General features: G+C 74.3%; 15 protein-coding genes. 7 read left to right on the top strand and 8 right to left on the bottom strand.

Going from position 1 to position 23,573, the window contains the following annotated elements:
• Positions 1 to 10: 10 nt before the first annotated feature.
• From BLQ62_RS21890 to BLQ62_RS21870, 5 genes are read right to left on the bottom strand one after another with little or no spacing between them, the layout of a single operon-like run.
• On the bottom strand, positions 11 to 943 hold the full coding sequence (locus BLQ62_RS21890; protein WP_068530877.1) for a M56 family metallopeptidase: 933 nt from the start codon (positions 941 to 943) through the stop codon (positions 11 to 13).
• Positions 940 to 1,302 (bottom strand): BlaI/MecI/CopY family transcriptional regulator, encoded by a 363-nt coding sequence (locus BLQ62_RS21885; protein WP_082756185.1) that lies wholly within the window; start codon positions 1,300 to 1,302, stop codon positions 940 to 942. Before BLQ62_RS21885 ends, BLQ62_RS21890 begins: the two co-directional genes overlap by 4 nt.
• Positions 1,299 to 1,781: a hypothetical protein gene (locus BLQ62_RS21880; protein WP_133298545.1), complete on the bottom strand. Its 483-nt coding sequence runs from the start codon at positions 1,779 to 1,781 to the stop codon at positions 1,299 to 1,301. The genes BLQ62_RS21885 and BLQ62_RS21880 overlap by 4 nt, the downstream gene beginning before the upstream one ends.
• Positions 1,750 to 2,658, bottom strand: coding sequence for a cytochrome c biogenesis CcdA family protein (locus BLQ62_RS21875; protein WP_068564003.1), 909 nt, complete (start codon positions 2,656 to 2,658; stop codon positions 1,750 to 1,752). The genes BLQ62_RS21880 and BLQ62_RS21875 overlap by 32 nt, the downstream gene beginning before the upstream one ends.
• Positions 2,655 to 3,359, bottom strand: a complete 705-nt coding sequence (locus BLQ62_RS21870) for a DsbA family protein (protein WP_068530886.1) — start codon at positions 3,357 to 3,359, stop codon at positions 2,655 to 2,657. The genes BLQ62_RS21875 and BLQ62_RS21870 overlap by 4 nt, the downstream gene beginning before the upstream one ends.
• Positions 3,360 to 3,499: 140 nt before the next feature.
• On the opposite strand from BLQ62_RS21870, the gene BLQ62_RS21865 reads away from it, so the two are divergent.
• Positions 3,500 to 3,928, top strand: coding sequence for a DoxX family protein (locus BLQ62_RS21865; RefSeq protein ID WP_068564005.1), 429 nt, complete (start codon positions 3,500 to 3,502; stop codon positions 3,926 to 3,928).
• Between the two features lie 63 nt (positions 3,929 to 3,991).
• On the opposite strand, the gene BLQ62_RS21860 is transcribed toward BLQ62_RS21865, so the two are convergent.
• The 3 genes from BLQ62_RS21860 to trmB are packed head-to-tail and all read right to left on the bottom strand — an operon-like array spanning position 3,992 to position 8,520.
• Complete coding sequence (locus tag BLQ62_RS21860) at positions 3,992 to 7,027, bottom strand: MMPL family transporter (RefSeq protein WP_068564008.1); 3,036 nt, start codon at positions 7,025 to 7,027, stop codon at positions 3,992 to 3,994.
• 33 nt (positions 7,028 to 7,060) lie between these two features.
• Positions 7,061 to 7,753, bottom strand: a complete 693-nt coding sequence (locus BLQ62_RS21855) for an NYN domain-containing protein (protein ID WP_068530893.1) — start codon at positions 7,751 to 7,753, stop codon at positions 7,061 to 7,063.
• A complete protein-coding gene (gene trmB, locus BLQ62_RS21850; protein WP_231857522.1) occupies positions 7,720 to 8,520 on the bottom strand; it encodes a tRNA (guanosine(46)-N7)-methyltransferase TrmB in 801 nt (266 codons plus the stop codon). Before trmB ends, BLQ62_RS21855 begins: the two co-directional genes overlap by 34 nt.
• 37 nt (positions 8,521 to 8,557) lie before the next feature.
• Between trmB and BLQ62_RS21845 the strand changes: the two genes are divergently transcribed.
• The 6 genes from BLQ62_RS21845 to BLQ62_RS21820 are packed head-to-tail and all read left to right on the top strand — an operon-like array spanning position 8,558 to position 23,506.
• On the top strand, positions 8,558 to 9,286 hold the full coding sequence (locus tag BLQ62_RS21845; RefSeq protein ID WP_068564010.1) for an LppX_LprAFG lipoprotein: 729 nt from the start codon (positions 8,558 to 8,560) through the stop codon (positions 9,284 to 9,286).
• Entirely contained in the window at positions 9,283 to 10,863 is a 1,581-nt protein-coding gene (locus BLQ62_RS21840) for an MFS transporter (protein WP_068530900.1), read from the top strand. Before BLQ62_RS21845 ends, BLQ62_RS21840 begins: the two co-directional genes overlap by 4 nt.
• Positions 10,864 to 10,905: 42 nt before the next feature.
• Positions 10,906 to 11,619, top strand: a complete 714-nt coding sequence (locus BLQ62_RS21835) for a hypothetical protein (protein WP_068530902.1) — start codon at positions 10,906 to 10,908, stop codon at positions 11,617 to 11,619.
• Positions 11,616 to 12,671, top strand: coding sequence for a hypothetical protein (locus BLQ62_RS21830; protein ID WP_068564012.1), 1,056 nt, complete (start codon positions 11,616 to 11,618; stop codon positions 12,669 to 12,671). The genes BLQ62_RS21835 and BLQ62_RS21830 overlap by 4 nt, the downstream gene beginning before the upstream one ends.
• Entirely contained in the window at positions 12,661 to 12,996 is a 336-nt protein-coding gene (locus BLQ62_RS21825; RefSeq protein WP_068530910.1) for a DUF6802 family protein, read from the top strand. The genes BLQ62_RS21830 and BLQ62_RS21825 overlap by 11 nt, the downstream gene beginning before the upstream one ends.
• 46 nt (positions 12,997 to 13,042) lie before the next feature.
• Positions 13,043 to 23,506, top strand: coding sequence for a non-ribosomal peptide synthetase (locus BLQ62_RS21820; RefSeq protein WP_068564014.1), 10,464 nt, complete (start codon positions 13,043 to 13,045; stop codon positions 23,504 to 23,506).
• Positions 23,507 to 23,573 lie beyond the last annotated feature (67 nt).

The raw sequence follows: 23,573 nt of genomic DNA, 5'->3' as shown, positions 1-23,573 counted from the left end.
CCCGCCGCGCTCAGAGCAGCAGCGTGCAGGCGGTGTGGAAGCCGACGGTCAGCATTCCGGCGGCGACCACCGCGGGGGTGACGGAGAAGGCGGCCGACGCGAGGGCGCCGCGGCGCGGCCCGCGCCGCACCCGCGCGGAATCCAGGCGCGCCAGGCGCACCGCGATCGCCTCGTTCGACATGTGCAGGCCCCCGGGCACCGACGGTGCCGGCGTCGCGCCGCCCATCAGGGCCAGGGCGGAGCGCACGGTGTGCGGGCTGTGCGAGCGCGCCGCCGCGTCGTCGGCCGCCAGCTCCACGAGGAGCCGCACCATCAGCGCCGCGCGGCGGGCGAGCGGCAGGAACGGGAAGGCGGCGGCGACCACGTCGACGCCCTGCAGCATCAGGTGGTGCCGACCGCGGATGTGCGCGCGCTCGTGCGCGAGGACGGCGGCGCACCGTCGCTCCCCGAGGCCCCGCACGCCCGCGGTGGCGATCACGGCGCCGGGCCGGCCGCCCAGGCTGTAGGCGAGCGGCCTGGCCTCGTCGAGCCAGTGCACGCCCTCGGCGTCGCTGCACAGCAGGCGCACCACCGTCAGGTGGCGGTCGCGGGAGCGCCGCGCGGCGCGGGCCGCCGGGACCGCGACGGCGGCGAGGCGGGCCAGCGCGAGCAGCGGGACCGCGGCGACGGCCATCCGGGCGGCCGTGCTCCACGAGTCGGCACTGACGCTGCCGCTGAGGCATTCGCTCACGAGCGCCCGTACAGGACCCGTCTCGAGCAGGTGCGGCAGTACCGCCAGTGCCGCCGCGGCGGCCGTGAGCAGGACGGCGGCCGCGACGGTGCCGAGCCAGGCCGCCAGGGCGGCCGCGGGGGAGACCGTCGGGCGTTCGACGACGCGCAGCAATCGCGGTCCGGCGCAACCGATCACGACGGCGGCGGCGATCAGCGTCAGGACGACCGTCATACCAGCCCGCCTCGGCGCAGGATCTCGCGCAGCATCGTCGACTCCTCCGCGGAGGCGCCCTTGGCGAAGTGCAGCAGCACGCCCTCGGGGTCGCCGCTCTCGGCCAGCAGGTCCCGCATCATGCGCGCGGTGAGCTGCTCGCGGCTCTCGGCGGGCACGTACCGGAAGGCGCGGCCGGCCTTCTGCCGAGCGACGAATCCCTTGCCGTGCAGGTTGTCCAGGACGGTCATCACCGTGGTGTAGGCCAGCGGGCTCGCGAGCCGATCCAGGACGTCGCGCACGGTGAGCGCCTCGTCGGCGTCCCACAACACGGCCATGATCGTGGCCTCGCGTTCGCCGAGGCCGTACGCGCCCTTCACCGCGCACCCCCGCTCGAGACGGGGGTCCGGCAGCCCTCGTCGCCGCACCGGGCGGCCCGCACGCGGCGCACCGCGAAGACGCCCATCGCGAGTATCGAGGCGGCGGCGAGCACAGGCTGGACGGGGGCCCAGATCGACATCGCCCCAGCGGTTCCCAGCACGCCGACGGCGACGGCGTTGCACACGGGGCAGCCGACCGCGAGCGTGGCGCCGACGACGCTGAGCACGCCGGCGACGGTGGTGTGCTCGCCCGTGCCGGCGCGCCGGCGGCGCAGGGCCACTGCGCCGCCCGCGATCGCTGCGAGCACGGCCATCGTCACCACGACCGGTGCCTCCCACCAACTCACCGGCAGCTGCCGGGTGAACAGCGGGGTGTCGATCACGTCGGTGGGCACGCCCACCGCCAGCGCGGTGATCCCGCCCGTCGCGAGCGCGACGAGCACCGGCTCAGCGCCCCTGCGCATCGACTGCGTCGACATCGCCCGCCTCCTTCGCATCCTGCGCCGCGCCGGTCTCCTCCGCGCCCGCTGCTTCCGTCCCCGCCGCCGGTCGCGCCAGCCGGTACAGGACGACGGCGAGCGCGACGACGGCGATCACCAGCAAGAATATCGGGTTCGAGACGTGCGAGGTGACCTGCTGGGTCCACTCCTGCAGATCGAACTGGGTGTCGCTGGTGGTGATGCCGATGAGCGACGCCGTGCCCTCGGTCGCGACGAACAGCACGCCGATCGCGATGAACAGCACCCCGGAGATCAGGTTCGTGGTGTGCGTGCGGAGCGGGCCGATGCGGATCTCGGTACCCCGCACCCACCGCTTGCTCCGTAGATCGAACCGTTCCCACACCAGGGCGAGCACGAACAGCGGGAGCACCATGCCGAGGGCGTAGAAGGCCATGAGCAGGCCGCCGTACGCGGGCTGGGAACCGACGGCCGCGACGGTGAGCACGCTGCCGAGCACCGGCCCGGAGCAGAAGCCGGCCAGCGCGTAGACGGTGCCCAGCAGGAACACCGACAGCCCGGACGAGACCGTGATCCGCGAGGCAAGACGGTCCGCGGCGCCGAACCGGAAACCGAGACCGGCGATCATCGCGATGCCGAGCACGATCATCACCACGCCGCCCACGGTGGTCACCGTCGTCCGGTAGCGCGTGAGCAGTGAGCCGATCGCGCCCACGCCCGCGCCGAGCGGCACGAGCACCACCAGCATGCCGAGGTAGAAGACGGCGGTCCGCCGCACCAGCAGGCCGGAACGGTCGAAGGAGTAGGCGAAGAACGAGGGCAGCAGCATCGCCGAGCAGGGGCTCACCAGGGCGAGCACGCCGCCGAGCAGGGCGCCGAGCAATCCGACGTCGATCATCCGAGCTCCGCGTCGATGATCGAGGTGAAGACCGAGGCCGGTTGCGCCCCGACGACCGGCTTGTCGTTGATCATGAACAGCGGCGTGGAGGTCGCACCGCTCGCCGCCGCCATCTGGAAGTCGGTCTGCACGGCAGGGAGAAGGCCGTCGCCGGTGAAGTCCGCGCGGAACTTCGCCAGGTCGGGAACGCCGGCCTCCTTGGCGTGGCCGACGAGCACATCGGTGGTCAGATCGGGGTGGCCCCGCTCCGGGGCGGCCCCGAAGACGGCGTGCGTGAACTCCCAGAACCGGCCCTGCTCCGCGGCGGCGCGGCCGGCCTTGGCCGCGTTGATCGACTGCTCGCCGAAGATCGGCAGGTCGCGCCACTCGATCCGCATCCTGCCCGGGCGGACGTACCGCTCGATGAGCTGCGGCTCGGTGTCGCGACTGAACTTCGCGCAGAACGGGCAGCGGAAGTCCGAGAAGATCACCATCACCACAGGGGCGTCGAGCGGGCCCATGGCCAGGGGATCGTTCTCCTGCAGCCGGGCGAACTGGTTCGTCGCCGTGCGCGCCGTCGTGGGGGCGGCGCTGTCCGCGGCCTGCGCCCGGCCCCCGTCGCCCGACCGTCCGAAGGCCAGGTAGCCGGCGAGGACCGCGATCACCACCACCAGGATCGCTGCCAGTCCGATGTCCCTCCGGCGCTTCGCGCTCACCGCCATGATGCCCCTTCCCGTGAACTACTAAGTTGCATAGTAGCTTAATTACTAAGGCGATTAGTAGATGGGCTGCCGCCGGACCGCGTACCGCGAAAGGGGACTCCTTGCAATCCGACAGACTTCGTACGGTCCTCGACTGGGCCGTGCCCACCGGCGCCCGCCTGGTCTTCGGCGTCGTCTTCCTGCTGCAGGGCACGCAGAAGCTGTTCGGCTGGTGGAGCGGATCACCCACGGGCTCAGGACATCCCGAGCCCTTCTTGAATTGGCCCTACTGGTGGGCCGGGGTGATCGAGGTGGTTCTCGGTGTCACCCTGACGGTCGGCCTGTGGACCCGGATCTCCGCCGTGCTCGGCGCGGGGACCATGGCCTACGCCTACTTCTTCACCCACCTGCCGGTGCACTGGGAGCCGCTGCAGAACGGCGGCGACTACGCCGCGGTGTTCTGCTGGGCCTTCCTGCTCCTGGCGATCACGGCGTCCCGGGCCCGGTGGTCGGTCGACCGGCTCCTGGCTCGACGGCGCGCGTTTGCGCAGCCCGACGGTGCGCTGTCGGCTGCGGCCGAGTCGGCTTGACCGGGCCTGGAAACGGAGCGAGCCCCGATCCCTGGTGGGATCGGGGCTCGCCCGTGCGTGGTGTCAGTCCTCGTGCGGGGGCCGCTGCTGGTGGGGGCGCGCGCCCTCACCGGTCGGGCCCTGGCCCGGGCGCGGCCCCTGGGGGCCACCCGGCCCCTGCGGGCGCGGCGGGTACGGCTGACGTGGACCCTGCGGGCCGCCCGGCCGCTGCTGTCGCGGCATCGGGCCGCTGGGGCCGCTGGGGCCGCCGGGGCCGATCGGCCCGCTCGGGCGCGGCGCGCCCGGGCCCTGCGGGCGGCCGGGACCCTGCGGCCCGGGCGGCGGGCCCGGACGGCGCTGCTGCCCCGGGCCGGGCGCCTGGCCCTGCTGCGGGCCGCGTCCCGGCACCTGCTGCTGGTAGCTGCGCGGATCCTGCGGCGGGCGCTGTCCGGGGCCCGTCGGGCGGGGCGGCAGCTCCAGCCGGCCGGAGAAGCCGGGCGGCGGGCCGGGGCGACGCGGGCCGGGGCCGACCGGGGTGGGCCGGGCCGGGCGCACGTCGGGCAGGTTCGACGGCGGGTGCAGCCGGCCGTCCTCGGGCGTGGCGGCCTGCCGGGCGGGAACGGGAGCACCGGCACCGACCAGCTGCGGCGCGGCCTTGCCCGGGCCCGCCGTGGCGGCCTTGACCGACGACAGCGGGCGGCCGTCGCGGGTCTCGGCCGGCAGCGAGGTCTCGCCGAGGCCGATGGCCTCCTGGATCTTGCGCATCCAGACCGGGGCCCACCAGGAGTCGTCGCCGAGCAGCTTCATCACCGCGGGCACGAGCACCATGCGGACGACGGTCGCGTCGATGAGCAACGCGAACATCAGGCCGAAGGAGACGTACTTCAACATGACCAGGTCGGAGGTGGCGAAGGCCGCCGCGACGCAGGCCAGCAGGATCGCGGCCGCGGTGATGATGCGGCCGGTGTTCGCCGTGCCGGCGCGGATCGCCTGGTTCGTGGTGGCACCGCCCGCGCGTTCCTCGATCATGCGGGAGATCACGAAGACCTCGTAGTCCGTACTGAGACCGAAGACCACCGCGATCACCAGCACCAGCACGGGCGCCATCATCGGGCCACCCGTGAAGTTGAAGATGTCACCGCCGTGGCCGTCCACGAACATCCAGGTCAGGAAGCCCAGCGTCGAGCCCAGCGAGAGCAGCGACATCAGCACCGCCTTGATCGGCAGCGTGAGCGAGCCGAACGCCAGGAACATCATCAGCGTGGTGACCACGACGAGCAGCAGGAGCAGCAGCGGCAGCAGGCTGAGCATCGAGTCGATCGAGTCGTACTGCAGCACCGGCATGCCGCCGACCAGGAAGCCGACGCCCTTGCTGGGGTCCGCACCGTCCATCTTGATGGCGCGCAGGGCCTTGACGGCCTCGCCGACCGCTTCCGTGTCGTTGGGGTCCTGCATGCTGCCGTTCGACGTGCGGACCGCGACCTGCTGGCCGCGCACCTCGAGTTTGTCCGACGTGCCCTTGGCCGTGTCGACGGCCGCGGTCGCCGCGCTGAACTTCGGCGAATCCGGGTCCGACGGGTTCGCGCGGGTGAAGCCGGGAAGCTTGTTCGCCTCGTCCAGTACCTGCTTGATCTGCTCGTCGTTGGCGTTGGTGAAGACGATCTTGACCGGCTGGCCGGTGTTGTCCGGGAAGAGCTCCTGGAACTTGTCCTGGGTCTGCCGGGTCTCGTTGGTCGGCGGCAGGTAGGTCTGCGAGATACCGCCGAACTGCAGGCCGACGATCGGGATGCAGATGGCGAGCAGCAGCGTCACCACGCTGACGATGGCGGTCTTCGGCCGCTTCATCACCGCATCGGTGACCTTGCCCCACATGCCGGCCTCGATGTTGGCCTTGGTCTTCGCGCCGCCCGTCTTGACGGCGGCCCAGTGGATGACGCCGCCGATGAGCGGCAGCTTCCAGCGGTCGAAGACGGTGAGGAACCAGTGGAAGCTGAGCGAGAAGACCCGGGGGCCGAGCGCGCCGAGCATCGCGGGCAGCAGGGTCAGCGACAGGATCGCCGAGATGAACACGCCCAGCAGCGCGCCCGTGGCCATCGAGGTCAGCAGGCCCAGCGGCGAGATGTACAGACACGCCAGCGCGCCCACGATGAGCAGCGAGGACATGATGATCGTTCTGCCGGCCGTCATCACCGTGCGTCTGACGGCCGTGGGTGTGTCGTACCCCTCGTCCAATTCCTCGCGGAACCGGGACACCATGAACAGGCCGTAGTCGTGGGCGATGCCCAGGCCGATCAGCGAGATGATCGGGCCGACGAAGAGGTTGACGTCGGTGAAGTCGGCCATCACGGATGCGACCGCCATCGCCGCGCCGATGGTGAGCACACCGATGATCATCGGCAGCACCGCTGCCACGATGCCGCCGTAGACGAAGAACAGCACGATCGCGACCAGCGGCAGCGCGATGATCTCGGCCTTCTTCTGGTCCTTCTGGACGCCCTCGGTGACCTCGGAGGTCACCGGGATCAGGCCGCCGACCTTGGCCTCGAAGACCGGCTTGTTCGCCTCCGACTGCAGGATCTCGTTGAGCGGCTTCTGGATCTCCACCCAGTCCTTACCGCGCTGGGTGTCGTCCGCGGACTTCATCGGCAGGGTGAAAAAGCCCCAGGTGCCGCCGTCGGCGTCCGTGCGGGTGAACTTCTCGTAGAGCTGCTCGTTCGCCTGGGGCGCGCCCGGCGCGAACATCGTGTAGCTGAGCGAGCTCTCCTGCGGTTCCTTCTCGTTGACCGGGCTGAGCTTCGGGTCGTCGCCGGTCGCGAACTTCGCGAGGACGTCCTCGCGGGTCTGGGCGACCGCCTTCATGACGTCCGGATCGGAGACCTTCTTTCCGTCCGCGGGCTTGATCAGCACCAGGATGTCGGGCTGCATCTCGCGACCGTTGGCCTTATCGGTGACCTCGGCGGCGGCCACCGAGTCACTGGCCTCGTCGTAGAGGCCGTTGAGGCTGGTCTTGGCGCCGAGTCCGAGGAAGCCCCAGACGCCGGTCAAGGCGATCGACACGAAGAGGACCGCGATGATCGTGTATCGGAACGCGTACGTGAAGCGTCCTATCGCTGCGAACAAGCGAAAATTCCTTTCCGGTGGCCGGTTCTAGGGCTAGGCCCGGCTCGAAAGTAGCGAGGACAGGGGACGGAACGGCTGCAGCCACGCACCCTCGTCGGGCAGCGAATCGAGGCTCACCCGTGGCAGCGGCTCGCGGAACACCCCGGCGATGTCCTCGAGATCGACGAACTCCAGAGTAGGGGAAGCCAACGCCCAGGCGGCGTGCTCACGGAACCCGAGTACGGATACCGGAACCCCGCTCTCGGCGATCTCCTCCAGCGGCTCGCGGAAGGCCTGGCCGTCCGCGGACGCGACGAGCAGCCCACCGAGGCCCGGCGAGTACCGCCGCACGTCGATGTGATCGAGCATGTCGTCGTCGACGTCGCTGTCGTCGTCCACCTTGGGCTTGGCGAAGACCGCGTAGCCCACGTTGCGCAGGGCCTCGACCCAGGGCCGGACCACGTCGGCGGTGCCGGGCGCGATGTTGGTGAAGACGGTGGCCTCGGGCTCGAGCCGGGTGTCCGTGTCCGACTCCAGGGTGGCCGTGTACTCGAGCAGCCAGCGGCCCAGGGCGTCGAAACGCGGCCGGTGGGCGGCCGTCGGGCGGCCGCCCAGGATGGAGCCGAGCCCCATGTCGAGGTTCGGCGCGTCCCAGACGAGCAGGACGCGTCTGGCGGCCTCGGGCTGCGGGTCGGCGGGTGCGTCGATCGGCGTCACCGCACCTCTCCTTCCTCCACGCGTTCCCATACGAACTCGTGGATCTCGCGGCCCACCTGCGCGGCCTTGTCCTGGAACTTGGTCACGGGGCGGTCGACGGAGATCGGCAGCCCTGCGTCGGCGAGCCGCGGCGGCAGCACCACGGGCCGCAGCAACGGCTCCGAGGGTGCGGTCTCCGCAATCGCCTCTGCATAGTCTGCATGATCGGTGGCCACGTGCAGAATCCCTCCGACGCGCAGACGGTCCGCGATCAGCGAGAACATGCGCGGCTGGAGCAGCCGGCGCTTGTGGTGGCGGGCCTTGGGCCACGGGTCCGGGAAGTAGACGCGCACGCCCGTCAGCGTGCCCGGCGCGATCATGTCCTCGAGTACGGCGACCCCGTCGCCCCGCACGACCCGCACGTTCGTCAGCTCCGCGCGCTGCACCGCGCCCACCAGCTGGGCGATCCCGGGCAGGTACACCTCGACGGCGACGACGTCGTTCTCCGGCTCGGCCTGCGCCATCGCCCAGGTCGACGTGCCGGTGCCCGATCCGATCTCCACGATGAGCGGGGCCTTCCGGCCGAACCAGGCCTCCGCGTCCAGCGGGTGCGACGGTGCGGGGAAGGCGCCCTCCGGCGCACCGTCGGGAAGCGGGGAGGCGGGCGGGATGTCCCGGCCGAGGGTCTCCCAGCCGGTGTCCATCGCCAGTTGCTGGGCGGGGGTGAGGGAGGCGCGGCGGGAGCGGAAACTGGTCACGCGGGGGTACAGCCGACGGTGCTCGGCGCGGGGATCCTGGGACTGGGGCACGCTCTCCATCGTCCCAGCTTCCCGGTTGTGACTTAGCATTGGCCGCATGATCGTGCGTAACTCTCGCCACACGGTGCTCCGCCTCGCCTCCACGGTGGTGGCCCTGCTCGCCGTCGTCGGCCTCCTGGCCGCCTGCTCGAAGAGCGACGGGGAGAAGGTCAACGACGCGCCGCTGCCCGAGGCCAAGCCCCTGATCGACTCGTCGGCGAAGGCCGCCCGGGACCTGCACGACGTGCAGCTCGACCTCTCCGTCGAGGGCACCGTCCCCAACCTGCCCGTCAAGAGCGTCTCCGCGTACCTGACCAACGACCCCAAGGTCTCGGGGCAGGGCGACGCCGACGTCATCTTCAACGGCACCGCGGTCAAGGCCAAGTTCGTGGTGGTCGACGCGCACCTGTGGGCGCAGTTCGGCGCCGGGCAGTCCTACCAGGACATGGGTCTCGCCGCGGACATCTACGACGCCTCCGCGATCCTCGACCCGAACAAGGGCATCGCGAACCTCCTCGCGTCGGTGCGCGACCCCAAGGTCGAGGGGCGCGAGCAGATCGGCGGCACCGAGGCGATCCGCGTCTCCGGGATCATCCCGGGCGCCGCGCTCGCCGGCATCGTGCCCAAGGCCGAGCTCGGCGACCGCCCGCTGACCTTCTGGGTGCAGGAGGCCGCGCCGAACAACCTGGTGCGCGCGAACGTCGGTTTCGACACGGGCACGCTGACCGTCACCCTCTCCGACTGGGGCAAGAAGGTCACGCTGCTGGACCCGAAGACCGCCAAGTGACGCTCACCGCGCCCGCGGCGGCACCGAGCCCCGTGCGGGGGCGTGGTGTCGCCATCGGGGCCGCGGGGCTCGCGGTGCTCCTCGGCGCGCTCGACACCTACGTGGTGGTCTCGGTCCTCGAGGACATCATGCGCAGCGTCGACATCCCCATCAACCGGATCCAGCTCGCCACCCCGATCATCACCTGGTACCTGCTCGGCTACATCGCGGCCATGCCGCTGCTCGGGCGCCTGTCGGACCGGTTCGGCCGCCGCCTCGTGCTGCAGGCCAGCCTGGCGCTGTTCATCGTCGGCTCGGTGCTCACGGCACTCGCGCACACGGTGCCCGAGGTCCTGGTCGGCCGCGTCGTGCAGGGCGTCGCGAGCGGCGCCCTGCTGCCCGTGACGCTCGCGCTGGCCGCCGACCTCTGGTCCGCGCGCCGACGGGCCGCGGTGCTCGGCTGGGTGGGCGCGGCGCAGGAGCTGGGCAGCGTACTCGGCCCCGTCGTGGGCGTGGGCGTGGTGACGCTCGTGCACAACCACTTCTCCTCGGTGCCCCGCGACGACGCGTGGCGCGTCGTGTTCTGGATCAACGTGCCGCTCGCCCTCATCGCGATGCTGCTGCTGCAGTTCACCGTCCCCAAGCGCGCGGTGACCAAGCAGAAGGTCGACGTGGTCGGCGGGCTCCTGCTGGCCGTCGCCCTCGGGCTGTCGGTGATCGGCCTCTACAACCCCGAGCCCGACGGGACCGACGTCCTGCCGCCGAACGGGGCGTGGCTGCTGCTCGGCGCCGCCGTCGCCTTCGTGCTGTTCGCGGTGTGGGAGCGCTTCGCCCGCACCAAGCTGATCGACACCGAGGGCATGCGCGTGCGGCCCTTCCTCGCCGCCTGCGCCGCCTCGGTGTGCGCGGGCGCGGCGCTCATGGTCACCCTGGTCGACGTCGAGATCTACGCGCGCGCCGTGCTCGAACGCGACGGTGTCGCCGCGGTCCTGACCCTGGTGCGGTTCCTGCTGGCGCTGCCCGTCGGCGCGATCCTCGGCGGCTTCCTCGCCACCCGCATCGGCGACCGCGTGGTCTCCGTGGCCGGACTGCTCGTGGCCGCCGGGGGCTACGTCCTGATCTCGATGTGGCCGACCGACGTGCTCTCGGCCCACTACCTGGGCTTCCTGCCCGCGCTCGACACCTCGCTCGCCATCGCCGGCCTCGGCCTGGGTCTCGTGATCGGGCCGCTGTCCTCGGCGGCGCTGCGCGCGGTGCGGCTCTCGCAGGCGGGCATCGCCTCCGCCCTGCTCGTGGTCGCGCGCATGAGCGGCATGCTGATCGGCGTCGCGGCGCTGACCACCTTCGGCTTCTACCGTCTCACCACCATCCTGGACACGATGCCGGCGATCGCCCCGCAGGGCGACATCACGAAGACCATCGTCGCGATGGCCCGGCGCACCCAGGAGGCGTACGCGCTGATGTTCGGCGAGGTCTTCCTGGTGACGGCGGGCATCTGCCTGGTCGGCGCGGTGTTCGCCCTCTTCGTCGCGGGCCGCCGCGACGAATCGGAGCAATCGCCCACCGATGCCGAGGAGACGCTCGTACCCTCCCGGTAGGAGACCGGCGCGGGGGCGCCGGTCACGGAGCGGGGGGCTCTCATGGGGGATCTGTCCGTGCGCGACGGTGCGCCGCGGGTGCGGCTGCTCGGGCGCGGCGGGGTCGGCAGGACGACGCTCGCCGCATCACTGCGCGCCCGCTCGGTCGTGATCGCCGACGACGGCGACGACGCCGACGCGACGCTGTACTGCTTCGCCGGCGGCCTGCGCGGCACCGACCGGGCCGCGATCGAGACGCTCGCCGCCGCGGGCCCGACGGTCCTCGCGTGGACCAGGGCCGATGCCGCCGGCTCGTGGCGCGCCGCGGACGGCTACGCCGCGCGGCTGTCCGAGACGCTCGGCCGGCCCGTGACCGCGGTGATGGCGCTGCTCGATCACGTCGACCCGGGGGATCTGGCCGCGGTGCGCCGGATCGCGGAGTCCGGGCTCGCGCTGCCGGAATCGGCCCTCGACGCCGCGGCGGCGCTCGATGCGGACGCCCCGCTGCTGCGCCGGTTCGGCGGCTACGGCCTGGCGTGCGCGCTCGGGGCGCTGCGCGAGACCCCGTCGATGCCCGACGACGTACTGCTGGCCAGCCTGCGCGAGCTCAGCGGCGTCGATGCGCTGCTGCCCCCGCTCGCGGCGGCGCTGGAGGGCTACGAGGGCCGCCGCGAGGAGGAGTTCGACGGCGCGCTGCGGATCGTCGCGGCCACGGACTGCGCGCGCCGCGACGAGGCCGAGCAGCTCCTGCTGGACCGGCTGGGGCGGGCCTCGTGACCGCGCTGGTGGCCGGGCAGGACCCGGCGGGCGCCGCGGCCGTCGCGGCACGGCTGGGCGCCGCGGCCGCGGTGGTCGGCCCCGACGGCGCCCTGACCCCGCTGGGCGCGCACCCCGGCGAGCACGACGTGCTGGTCTACGTGCTCGACGCCTGCGTGCCCGCGGACACCGTCGACGAGGTCGCCCTCGGCCGCCTGCGCACGCGCCTGCCGACGGTGCTCGCCGCGACCGGCGCGGACGTCTACCCGGACGCCGAGGCCGTCCTCGCGGAGTCCGCCCGCCGCCTCGACGCCGAGGTGGTGAGCGTGCAGCCCGACTCGGGTGGCGGTATCGAGGCCCTGCGCGCGGCGCTGGAGCACCCGGCGTCGCCGAGCCCCGCGCGCCCCGCCCCGGCTCCGTCCCCGCCGCCCGGCCCCGCGCTGGAGCGCGCCGATCGCTCGGCCTATCTGCGCTCGACCGTCGCGCGGATGCGCGCCGCGCTGCTCGCCGCCTCGGCCGACGGCTTCCGGCGGCAGGAGGACGAGCCCGCCCCCGACGTGCGCGCCCGGCTGACCGAGGTGGTCGTCGGCCTCGAGCGCTCGCTGCACGAGCACCTTCGCGGCGCCTACCGCGGCACCTTCGCGGGCTGGCCCGACCCGCCGGAGCCGGCGGTGCCCGTACTGCCCCGCCCCGCCCCGCCGGAGGCGCCCGCGCACCGTCGGCGGCCCGAGGACCTGGCCGTGCTCATCCTGGGGGCGTCCGCCGGGCTCGGCATCGGCCGCGCCGTGGCCGCGCCGCTGGAGGCGCTCGGCGCGCTGCGCTGGCTGGCGCTGCCGATCAGCCTCGCCGTGGGCCTGGCCGCCGCGGTCTGGCTGCTGCGGGTGCGCCGCCGCTCCACCGCCCGCGCCGACCGCAGGAACTGGGCCGATGCGGCCGCCGCGAGCTTCCGGCAGCGGGTGGAGTTCGAACTGGCCGCCGCCCTCGTGGCCGCGGAGGCGGACGCGGCCCTGCGACTCGCGCGCGGACCGGGAACCGATCGGGAGGCTGGTGCGTCCAATGAGTATGGACCCTGAATTCGGGCTGTTCGGGGCGCCCGACGCGGAGGTGTTCGGGAGCGAGCTGTTCGACGGTGCCGTTCCCTCCGCCGCGCCCTCGCCCGGCGGGCTGTGGGTGCACGCCGAGGCGGGGTGGTTCGACGTGCACGCCCTCGACACCGACGGTGACGGGCTCGCGGACACGGGCACGCTCAGCGACGAGCACGGCACGGCGGTGTTCACCGACCTGGACGCCGACGGGGTGGCCGATGTCTACCACCGCGTGCGCAGCGACAACACCTTCGAGACGTGGCGTTTCGTCGACGGACGGTGGCGACTGCTGGATAGGGGCGACATTGCTTGACTCCTTTCGATAGGGTTGCGATCGCAAACCTGATTGAGGGGGGACCATGGCGAATCGGTTCACGAGGAAGCGTGCCGGTGTCGCGCTGACCCGCGCGCAGGCGCACGTCGTCGCCGCGCGCCGCGCCGAGGGCCCCGGCCCGCGGTGGACGATCAGCGAGTTCGTCGTGCTCGACGGGGACGTCGACGACGCCCTCCTGCGCCGCGCTGCCGAGCACGTCCTGGCCGCCGCCGAGCCCCTGCTGGTGCGCATCGATGAGCGCGCGCTGCGGCAGCGCGCCGATGCCGGTGCGGCCGTGACCGTCGAGCGGATCGACCTGCGGCACGCGAGCGACCCCGACGAGGCGGCGCGCACGCTCGCCGCGGACCGTCTGGCCGCGCCCCCGCGCGATCCCCGCGTGCGCCTGACCCTCGTGCGCACCTCCGACCGCCGCGTCCGGCTCCTGCTCGAGTGCGACCTGGTGGTCGCGGACGGGTACACCGCCGCGCGCGTGCGCTCCGCGATCGCGCGCGCGTACACGGCACTGGTCCAGGGCGACCCGCTGCCGGTCGCGCCGATCCGCCCGCTACGCGCCCTGCTGGAGGCCGAGGAGGCGTACCTCGCTTCGCCCGATCACGCCGTGGACGCCGCGTTCTGGAAGTCCACCGCCCTCCCCGGGCCGATGACGCTGCCGGGCGGCGCACCGTCGGGCCGCGCGGACGGCCAGGTGCGCGCGCCCCTGATCACCGTCCCCGCGGAGCGGTTCCGCGGCCTCGACGCGGAGGCCCGCACCGTGGGCGTGCGCAATTCGACCGTCGCCGTGGTCGCCGCGGCGCTGGTCACCGCGCGCCGGACCGGCGCCGAGCGGGTGCGGGTGGACCTGCCCGTCTCCGGGCGCATCGACGAGACCGGTCTCGACACCGACGGTGCCGCCGGGGTCGTGATCCCGGTGACCGTGGACCTGCGGCCGGGCGGGACCGTGCGGGAGTGCTTGCGCGGCACCGACTCCGCGATCCGCACGGCCTTCCTGCGCCAGCGCGGCCGCCCGCTCGACGGCGAGCACGGCGCGACCGGCGTCGTCGTCAACTACCTCGAGCCCGTCCCCGAGGACTTCGCCGGGATCCCCGGCGGCACCGAGGTCGTGGGCGCCGGCCCCGTGCGGCACCTGGGCTTCGTCGCGCTCGCCGCCGACGGCGCGCTGACCCTCGACGTCCGTGGCCGCGCGGGCGTGTTCGATGCCGACGCGATCGGCGCCCTCGCCGCGGACTGGGCGGACGCCCTCGCCGACGTCGTCGCCGATCCCGACGCCCCGCTCGAGCGCCTGCTCGGAACCGCGGCCGCGCCGGGCGCCGAGGCACCCGCGCCCCGGGTCTCGCGCGTCCTGCCCCCGCCGGCCGGGGAGACGCCGGCCGCTCCGGCCGGTTCCGAGCCGGTGGAGGCCGATGCCCCGCCGCCGGTCGCGGAGGTCGACGACGTGGCGCTGGTCGCGGAGCTGCTCGCCACGATCCTGGGGGTCGCGGAGGTCGATCCCGACGACTCGCTCTTCGACCTCGGCGGCACCTCCCTGGTCGCGGTCCGGGTCACCGATCGCCTCGCCGAGCTGCGCGGCGTCCAGGTGCCCGTGGTGGAGGTCTTCGACGACCCCACGCCCCGCGGCATCGCGGCGCTGCTGGCGGACGCCCCCGCCGTCGCCGCGCCACCCGCGCCGACGGCGGGGCCCGCCTCCGCTGCGCGGGCCGCCGGTCCCACCATGCCCGACGGTGCCGTGCTTCCCGCCCCGGACGGCGAGGAGGCCGACGTGGCGCAGGCACCGTCGATCCCCGCGCTGGGCGACGTCGCCGAGGCGCCCGCCTCCCACGCCCAGGCCGGACTCTTCCGCGACTTCCAGCTGGGCGGGCCGTCGCCCGTCTACAACATGCCGCTCGTGCTCGACTTCGACGAGGCCATCGACGCCGGCGCGATGGAGCGGGCCCTGCTCGACCTCGTCGAGCGGCACCGCGTGCTGCGCACCGTGCTGCGTTCGCGCGGCGACGACGTGGTGCAGGATCTCACCGTCCCGATGGACCCGGCCCGCCTGCTGGAGCGGGTCACCGTCACCGCGGCCGAGCGCGGCGAGGTCACCCGCACGTGCGCCCGGTACGCGTTCGACCTGGAGAACGAGCAACCCATCCGGGGTTGGCTGTTGGTGGAACGGCGCGCCCTGTCCCGGCCGCAGCGGCTGGTGCTGGTGATCCACCACACCGCCGGCGACGGCGGCTCGGTGGGGCCCCTGTTGCGCGATCTGGTCGCCGCGTACGCCGCGCGCCGCTCGGGCGCGGCACCCGAACTGCCCGCCCTCGCAGTGCAGTACGCCGATTACGCTGCCTGGCAGCGCGCCCGCCTGCGCGAGGTCGACGGGCCGGTCGCGGCGCACCGCGAGTACTGGCGCCGGACCCTGGACGGGGCCCCGGTCGAGACGGTGCTGCCGATCGACCGGCCGTACCCGCAGGAGAACGACTCCGCCGGCGACACCGTCGAATTCGCCTGGCCGGACGAGCTGACCGAACCGCTGCGCGGCCTCGCGCGCGAGTACGGCGCGAGCCTGTTCATGGTGCACTACGCCGCCCTCGCGGCCCTGCTGTCCAAGCTCGGCGCCGGCGACGACGTGGTGATCGGCACCGCCGCGTCCGGCCGCCCGCCGGCGTGCGACGACGTGGTCGGCATGTTCGTCAACCTGCTGCCCCTGCGCACGACGGTCGACTGGTCCGCCGAGTTCGGCCGCTACCTGCGCAGTACCCGTGCGACGGTGCTCGACGCGTACGCCCACCAGGACGTTCCGTTCGGCGAGATGGTGGCCGCCGCGCCCCGCGGCTCGGCGGCACGACACCCGATCTTCCAGGTGATCCTCGGCTGGAACGCCGACCCCGGCTGGGGTGAGCTGCGCGACGTGCTGGGCGCCCGCGTGGTGCCCACCGAGGCGGGCGCCTCCCGCGCCGATCTGCTCTTCAGCGTCACCGAGTCCGCGAGCGGGTTGCGCGGCGCGGTCGAGTTCCGCACCGACGTCTTCGACCGCGCGGGCATCGAGACCCTCGTCGCCCGCTGGCGCGCCGTGCTGACCCAGGTCGCGGCCGACCCGCGGACCGCCGTCGGCGCCGTCGACGTGCTGCTGGGCGACGAGCCCGCGCGGCTCGCGCAGTGGGGCGCACCGTCGGGTCCGGAGGGCCGCTCCACGGTGCCCGCGCTCGTCGACGAGTGGGTGCGGCGCAGCCCCGACGCGCTCGCCGTGATCGACGACGACGAATCGCTGACCTACCGCGACCTGGACGCCGCGGCGAACCGCTGGGCGCGGTTCCTGCGCGAGAAGGGCGTGCGGCACGGGGACGTCGTCGCGGTGACGGTGCCCCGCTCCGCGCGGCTGATCGCGGTGGAGCTGGCCGTGATGCGCGCCGGCGCGGCGTACCTGCCGATCGACGCGGCGTACCCGCCGGAGCGGATCGACTTCATCCTGCGCGACGCGGCGCCCCGCCTGGTGGTGGACGCCGCGACCCGGCCCGATCTGCGCGGCTACGACGACGCCCCGCTCACCGACGCCGAGCGCGGCGCGCCGCTGCGGGCCGAGGACGCGGCGTACGTCATCTACACCTCCGGCACCACGGGCACGCCGAAGGGCGTGGTGGTGCAGCACGCGGGCGCGATGGATCTGGCTGCGGCGATCGTCGCCCGCACCGGCGTCGGTGCGGGCGCGCAGGTGCTCTCGAACTTCTCCGTCGGCTTCGACATCTCCTTCTGGGACCTGCTCAGCGCGCTGGCGACCGGCGCGACGATGCGGGTCTCCGCGCAGACCCGGGTCGGCGACGAGCTCGCCGACTTCGTCGAGGCGTACGGCATCACGCACGCGCTGATCACGCCCTCGGTGCTGGCCTCGATCACCCCGGGGCGGATGCGCTGCTTGCAGGCGCTGACGGTGGGCGCCGAGCCGGTGACCACGCCGCTGATCGAGCAGTGGGCGCCGGGCAGGACGATGATCAACGCCTACGGGCCCACGGAGCTCACCGTCGCCGCGACGCTCGGCGAGCTGGAGGCGGGTCAGGACGCGGTCTCCATCGGCCGCCCCTTCGGGGGCGTGCGCGCGTACGTGCTCGACCCCGGGCTGCGCCGCGTCCCGCCGGGCGTGGTGGGGGAGCTGTACGTCGGCGGGCCGGGCGTGGCCCGCGGCTACGCCGGCCGGCCCGGCCTGACCGCCTCGCGGTTCGTCGCCGACCCGCTCACCGGCGACGGCGCGCGGATCTACCGCACGGGCGACCTGGTGCGCTGGCTGCCCGACGGGGCGCTCGAGTACGTCGGCCGCTCCGACGACCAGATCACGTTGCGCGGCTTCCGGATCGAACCGGGCGAGATCGAGGCCGCGCTCGCCGCCGTCGAGGGCGTGAGCGCCGCCGCCGTCGTGGTGCACGGCGACGGGGCCGTCCGGCGCCTCGTCGGGTACGTGACCGGCGCCGCCGACGAGGCCGCCGTCCGCGCGGCCGTCGCGCGCAGCCTGCCGGCGCACATGGTGCCCGCCCGGGTGGTGGTGCTCGACGCGCTGCCGCTCACCGCCAACGGCAAGGTCGACAAGGCGGCGCTGCCCGCGCCCGACCTGGGCGACGAGGCCCGCTACCGCGCGCCCGGGACCTCCGCGGAGGAGGCCCTCGCGGGGGTCTTCGCGGAGGTGCTCGGGGTGCCCGAGGTCGGCGTCGACGATTCCTTCTTCGAGCTCGGCGGCGACTCGATCAGCGCGATCCAGCTGGTCGGACGCGCCCGCGCGGCGGGCCTGAGCCTCACCGCGCACGACGTCTTCGCGCACCGCACCGTCGCGGGCCTCGCGGCGGTGGCCGGCGAGGTCGACCCCGCGGACGCCGTTCCCGACGACGGGCTCGGCCCGATCGCGCCGGTGCCGGTGGCCCGCTGGTTCGCCGAGCGTGGCGGTAGCGCCGACGGCTTCCACCAGTCGGTGCTGGTGCGCACCCCGTCGACCGTCACGACCACCACGCTGCACGCCCTGACCCAGGCCGTGCTGGACCGGCACGACGCGCTGCGCGCGGAGATCGCTACCGCGGACGACGGCACGGGGACGCTGACCGCCCGCCCTGCGGGCGCGATCGCGGCTGCCGATGTGGTGGAGCGCTTCGACGCCACCGTCCTCCCGCTCGACGCGGTGGCGGGCGCCGTCGCCGCCGAGCACCGCCGGATCACGGCCCTGCTGCGGCCCGGCGCACCGTCGCCGCTGCGGGTGGTGTGGTTCGACCTCGGCCCGGACCGGGACGGCGCGCTGCTCGTCGCGGCCCACCACTACGTGGTCGACGGCGTCTCATGGCGCATCCTCCTCACCGACCTCGCGACCGGCTGGCTCGCCGCCTCCACCGGGCGTCCCGTCGTCCTGGCCCCGGTGGGCAGCTCCTACCGCCGCTGGTCGACGGTGCTCGCGGACCGCGCGCGGCAGCTGGGCGCCGAGGACGTCGCGCACTGGCGGACGGTGCTCGAGGGCGCTCCGTCGCTGCTCGACGGTGCGCTCGATCCCGCCCGCGACACCCACGGGAGCGCGGGCGGCATCACGGCGACGCTGCCGGCCGAGGTGACCGGGCCGCTGCTCGGTTCCGTCCCGGAGGCCTTCCACGCGGGCGTGCAGGACGTGCTGCTCGCCGCGTTCGCCACCGCGGTCACCACGTGGGCGGCCGAGCGCGGCCGCGCCGACGACTCCGTCCTGGTCGAGGTGGAGGCCCACGGCCGCGACGAGGCTCTGGCACCCGGGCTCGACCTCGCGCGCACCGTCGGCTGGTTCACCGACGTGCATCCGGTGCGGCTGCGGCCGGGCACGGGCGATCCGTCCGCGGTGGTCAAACGGATCAAGGAGCAGCTGCGCGCCGTGCCCGACGGGGGCATCGGCTACGGGCTCGCCCGCTACGCGAACCCGGAGACCGCGGCCGGGCTCGCGGGGCTGCCCGCACCCGAGATCGGCTTCAACTACCTCGGCCGCACGGCGGGGACCGGCGAGCAGGACTGGGCGCCCGACCGGCGCTTCGGCGATCTGTCCCCGGCGCCCGACGCGCTCGCCCTGATGCACCCGCTGGAGGTGAACGCCGTCGCCCGCGACGGGGCCGACGGCCCGGAGCTGGTCGCGTCGTGGACCTGGGCGCGCGCACTGCTCGACGAGGAGTCGGTGCGCCGGCTCGGCGCGCTGTGGTTCGCGGCCCTGCAGGACGTGGTGCGGGCCGCGAGCAGCGGCGACGGCGGGCACACCCCGTCGGACTTCCCGCTGGTCGCGCTCACCGCGGCGCAGGTCGAGGGGCTCGACGGGCGCTATCCCGGCCTGCAGGACGTGCTGCCGCTGACCCTGCTGCAGCAGGGTTTCCGGTACCACGCCGAGGCCGCCGCGGACGACCCCTACGTGGTGCAGACGGTGATCGACTTCGAGGGCGCGCTCGACGAGGACCGCTTCGCCGGCGCCGTCGCCGCGCTCATGTCCCGCCGCGAGGCGTTGCGGGCGCGGTTCGTCGCCGACGGGCTCGACGCCCCGGTGCAGGTGATCGCGGCCCCCGGCCCGGTGCCGTTCCGCCGCGTCGACGTGCGCGCCGCCGACGACCCCGAGGCGGCCTTCGACGAGACCGCCGCCGCCGAACGCCGCCGGGGCTTCCGCCTCGACCGCGAACCGGGCGTGCGCTTCGTGCTCGTGCGGGTGGCCGAGCGTGAGTACCGGCTGGTGGTGACGAACCACCACATCCTGTGGGACGGCTGGTCGGCGCCGGTCATCTTCCGCGACCTGCTGGCCGGCTACGCCGGCATCGATCCGGGGGCGCCCAAGGCGGCCCTGCACGACTACTTCACCTGGCTGCGGGACCGGGACCGCGACGCCGCGCGCACCGCGTGGGCGGCCGAGCTCGACGGGCTGGACGAGCCGACGCTGCTCGCCCGGGCGCTGCCGCGCACCGCGGCCGGGGCGCCCGCGCGCACCGGGGCGGGCGACGACGGCGGACCGTCGGGGACGGGGCGCGACGAGGTGCGCGCGACGCTCCCCGAGAACCTCACCGCCGCCGTGACGCGGCTCGCGGGCACGCTCGGCACCACGCCGGGCGCGGTCCTGCAGGCCACCTGGGCGATCGCCCTCGGCGGCGCGACGGGCAGCGCGGACGTGGTCTTCGGCGGGGTGCAGTCGGGTCGACCCGCGCAGCTCGACGGCGTCGAGGACCTGGTGGGCCTGCTCATCACGACCTCGCCGGTGCGGGTGCGGCTGGACCCGCGCAGCACCGTCCGCGCGGTGGTGCAGGGCGTGCAGGAGCAGTACGTGCGCCTGCTCGATCACCAGCACCTCGGGCTGCCCGAGATCGCCCGCGCCGCCGGCCGGTCCGAGCTGTTCGACTCGCTGTTCGTGGTGGAGAACTATCCCTCGACGGCGGGCGCGAGCATCCCCGGCACGGACGTGCGGGTGGTCGACGTGCGGGGCGACGACGCCACCCACTACCCGCTGCACGTCGCCGCGGTCCCCGGCGAGAATCTGCACGTGCGCGCCGGTTTCCGCACCGAGGTGCTCGATCGGGCCACCGTCGAGGACCTGATCGACCGCTGGCGGCGCGTGCTGACGGCCGCGGTGACCCGGCCCGACGCGCGGCTCGCCGACGTGGACGGCACGGGCGAGACGGAGCGTCTGCTGGTGCGCCGCTGGGGCGGTGCCGTGGGCGGTGTTCCCGCCCGCACCCTCCCGGAGCTGTTCGGGCGCCGCGCCGCGGCCCGGCCGCGCTCGCGCGCCGTCGCCGGCGACGGCACCCCGCTCAGCTACGCCGAGCTGGATGCGCTGTCGAACCGGTGGGCACGCCGTTTCCTCGCCGCGGGCGTGGGCCCGGGCGACGTGGTGGCGGTGACGGCACCGCGATCGATCGGCTTCATCGCCGTCGTGCTCGGCGTCGCCAAGGCCGGCGCCGCGTTCCTGCCGATCGACGAGCGGACCCCGCGCGAGCGGATCGAGGTGATGTTCGCCGATGTGCGGCCCGCCCTGGAGGTGGACGCCGCGATGCTGCAGGCCGGCCCCGGCGAGGTCGGCGACGAGCCCGTCACCGACGCCGACCGTCGCCGCCCGCTGACCGCGGAGGACGCCGCCTACGTCATCTTCACCTCGGGCTCGACGGGCACGCCCAAGGGCGTCGCCGTCACTCACGCCGGGCTCGCCAACCTGGTGCGCACCTTCGACGAGCTCGACCTCGGCCCGGGCACCCGGATGCTGCACAACTCCTCCGTCGGCTTCGACGCCGCGGTGTGGGAGCTGCTGTGCGCCCTCGGCACCGGCGGCACCCTGGTGGTCTCCGCGCGCGTGCGCGTCGGTGCCGAGCTCGCCGATTTCGTCGAGAAGCACCGCGTCACCAACGCCGTCCTCACCCCGTCGGTCCTGGCCTCGGTACCGGCCGGGCGGATGCGGGGCCTGACCTCGCTGGTGATCGCCGCCGAGGCCGTGCCCCGCGCACTGATCGACCGGTGGGGGCCCGGCCGCCGACTGGTCAACGCCTACGGGCCCACCGAGGCGACCATCGCGGTCTCCACCGCGCGGATCCGGCCCGGCGAGAGCGGCCCGGTGCCCATCGGCCGGCCCCTGCGCGGCATGGCGGTCCGCGTGCTCGACGGTGCCCTGCGGCGCGTGGCCCCCGGCACCGTCGGCGAACTGTACGTCGCCGGCCCGGCGATCGCGCGCGGCTACGTCGGTCGCCCGGGCCTGACCGCCGCGCGGTTCGTCGCCGACCCCCACGGAGCGGCCGGCGCGCGCATGTACCGCACGGGCGACCTCGTGCGCTGGCTGCCCGACGGGCAGCTGGAGTACGTCGGCCGCACCGACGACCAGGTCAAGATCCGCGGCGTGCGGGTGGAGCTCGGCGAGGTGGAGGCGGCCCTGGCCGCGGTGCCCGGCGTACGCGCGGCCGTCGCGGCGGTGCACGACGCCCCGGGCGGTGCCCGCCTCGTCGGCTACGTCGCGGCTCCGGGCGCGTCGCCGGACGCGGTGACGGCGGCCGTCGCCCGGCGGCTGCCGTCCGCGATGCTCCCGTTCGTCGTCGTGCTCGACGCGCTGCCGCTGACCCCCAGCGGCAAGCTCGACCGCGCGGCCCTCCCGGAGCCGGTGTTCGCCGCCGCGGCCGGGTACCGCGCGCCGGAGACCGGCGAGGAGCGCGCCATGGTCGCGCTGTTCGAGTCGGTCCTCGAGGTCGAGAACGTGGGCCTGGACGACTCGTTCTTCGAGCTCGGCGGCGATTCGCTGTCGCTGATGCGGCTGGTCGACCGGGTGGACGTCGACTTCGGGGTGCGGGTGCCCATCGTCGGGCTGTTCGAGAGCGCCACCCCGGCGTCGGTGCTGGCCTCGCTGTCCGAGGCCGGCCGGCCCCGCCCCGTGGAGGTCCCCGTCGACGACGTGCGGTTCGCGCCGTCGGTGCCCGACGTCGTGCCGGCCGGCCACGAGGTGCTCATCACCGGCGCCACCGGTCTCCTCGGCGGGCACCTGATCCGGGCGGTGCTCGAGGCCGACCCGGCCGCGCGGGTGCGGGGCCTGGTGCGCGCCCGCGACGAGGCCGCGGGCCTCGCACGGATCCGCACGGCGATGCGCGGCTACGGCTCCTGGTCCGACGACTACGAGGGCCGGATCACCGCCCTCCCGGGCGACCTCGCCGAGCCCGCCCTGGGGATCGAGCCCGCCGTCTGGGACCGGGTGATCGAGCAGGTGGACGCCATCATCCACTGCGGCGCGCGGGTCAACCACGTCGAGCCCTACGCCCGGCTGCGCGCCGCCAACGTCGATTCCACGCGGTTCCTGCTGGAGCTGGCCTCGCGGCGGCCCGGGACGGTGTTCCAGTTCGTGTCCACCATCTCGGCCGCGGGTGCCTTCGAGGAGATCCCCGACGCCGGGTACACGCACTCGAAGTGGGTGGCCGAGCGGGTGGTGGAGCTCGCGACGGCGAGCGGCGTCCCGTCGACGATCCTGCGGCCCGGCCTGCTGACCGGTGCGCTGGACTCCGGCGCGACCAACACCGACGACGCCTTCTGGAACCTGGTCCGCTCGATCGCGACGGTCGGTGCGGCACCGTCGGAGCTGATGGAGCAGACGATCGAGATGACGCCCGTCGACCGCGCCGCCGAGGCGATGGTCGAGGTCCTGCGCAGCGGTGACGAGCCCCTGCGCACGCTGGAGGTGGGCAGCGGCTCGCGGGTGAGCTGGCGGGAGATCGTCGGGGCGCTGCGCCGCGCGGGCCACCCGGTCGAGGCCGTGCCGGGACACGTCTTCCTCGAGCGGCAGACGGAGGCCTTCCGCGACCGGCCGGAGGTGGCGGAGACGCTCGCCCGTGCCATCCTGCTCATCCGGGCCGGGCTCGAGCGCGAGACCGCCGGCGGCGAGGGCGGCGGGTGGACCCCGACGAGCGCCGCCGACGGCCGCATCGGGCAGGACGGTGACCGCGCCCCCGTCGGGGAGGCGGGGCTGGACGTCTACGTCGCCTACTTGGAGCGGATCGGCTTCCTGCCCCGTGCGGGGAGGTCGGCCGAGGTGTGATGTGAGATGTTGCACGTCACCCTCGGTTCTGTGACCTTGCTCGATGTGTGACACTGGTTCAAAGGTT

The sequence above is a fragment of the Tsukamurella pulmonis genome, assembly GCF_900103175.1.
GTDB classification, from domain to species: domain Bacteria; phylum Actinomycetota; class Actinomycetes; order Mycobacteriales; family Mycobacteriaceae; genus Tsukamurella; species Tsukamurella pulmonis.
This window is presented reverse-complemented; position numbering and strand designations above follow the sequence as displayed.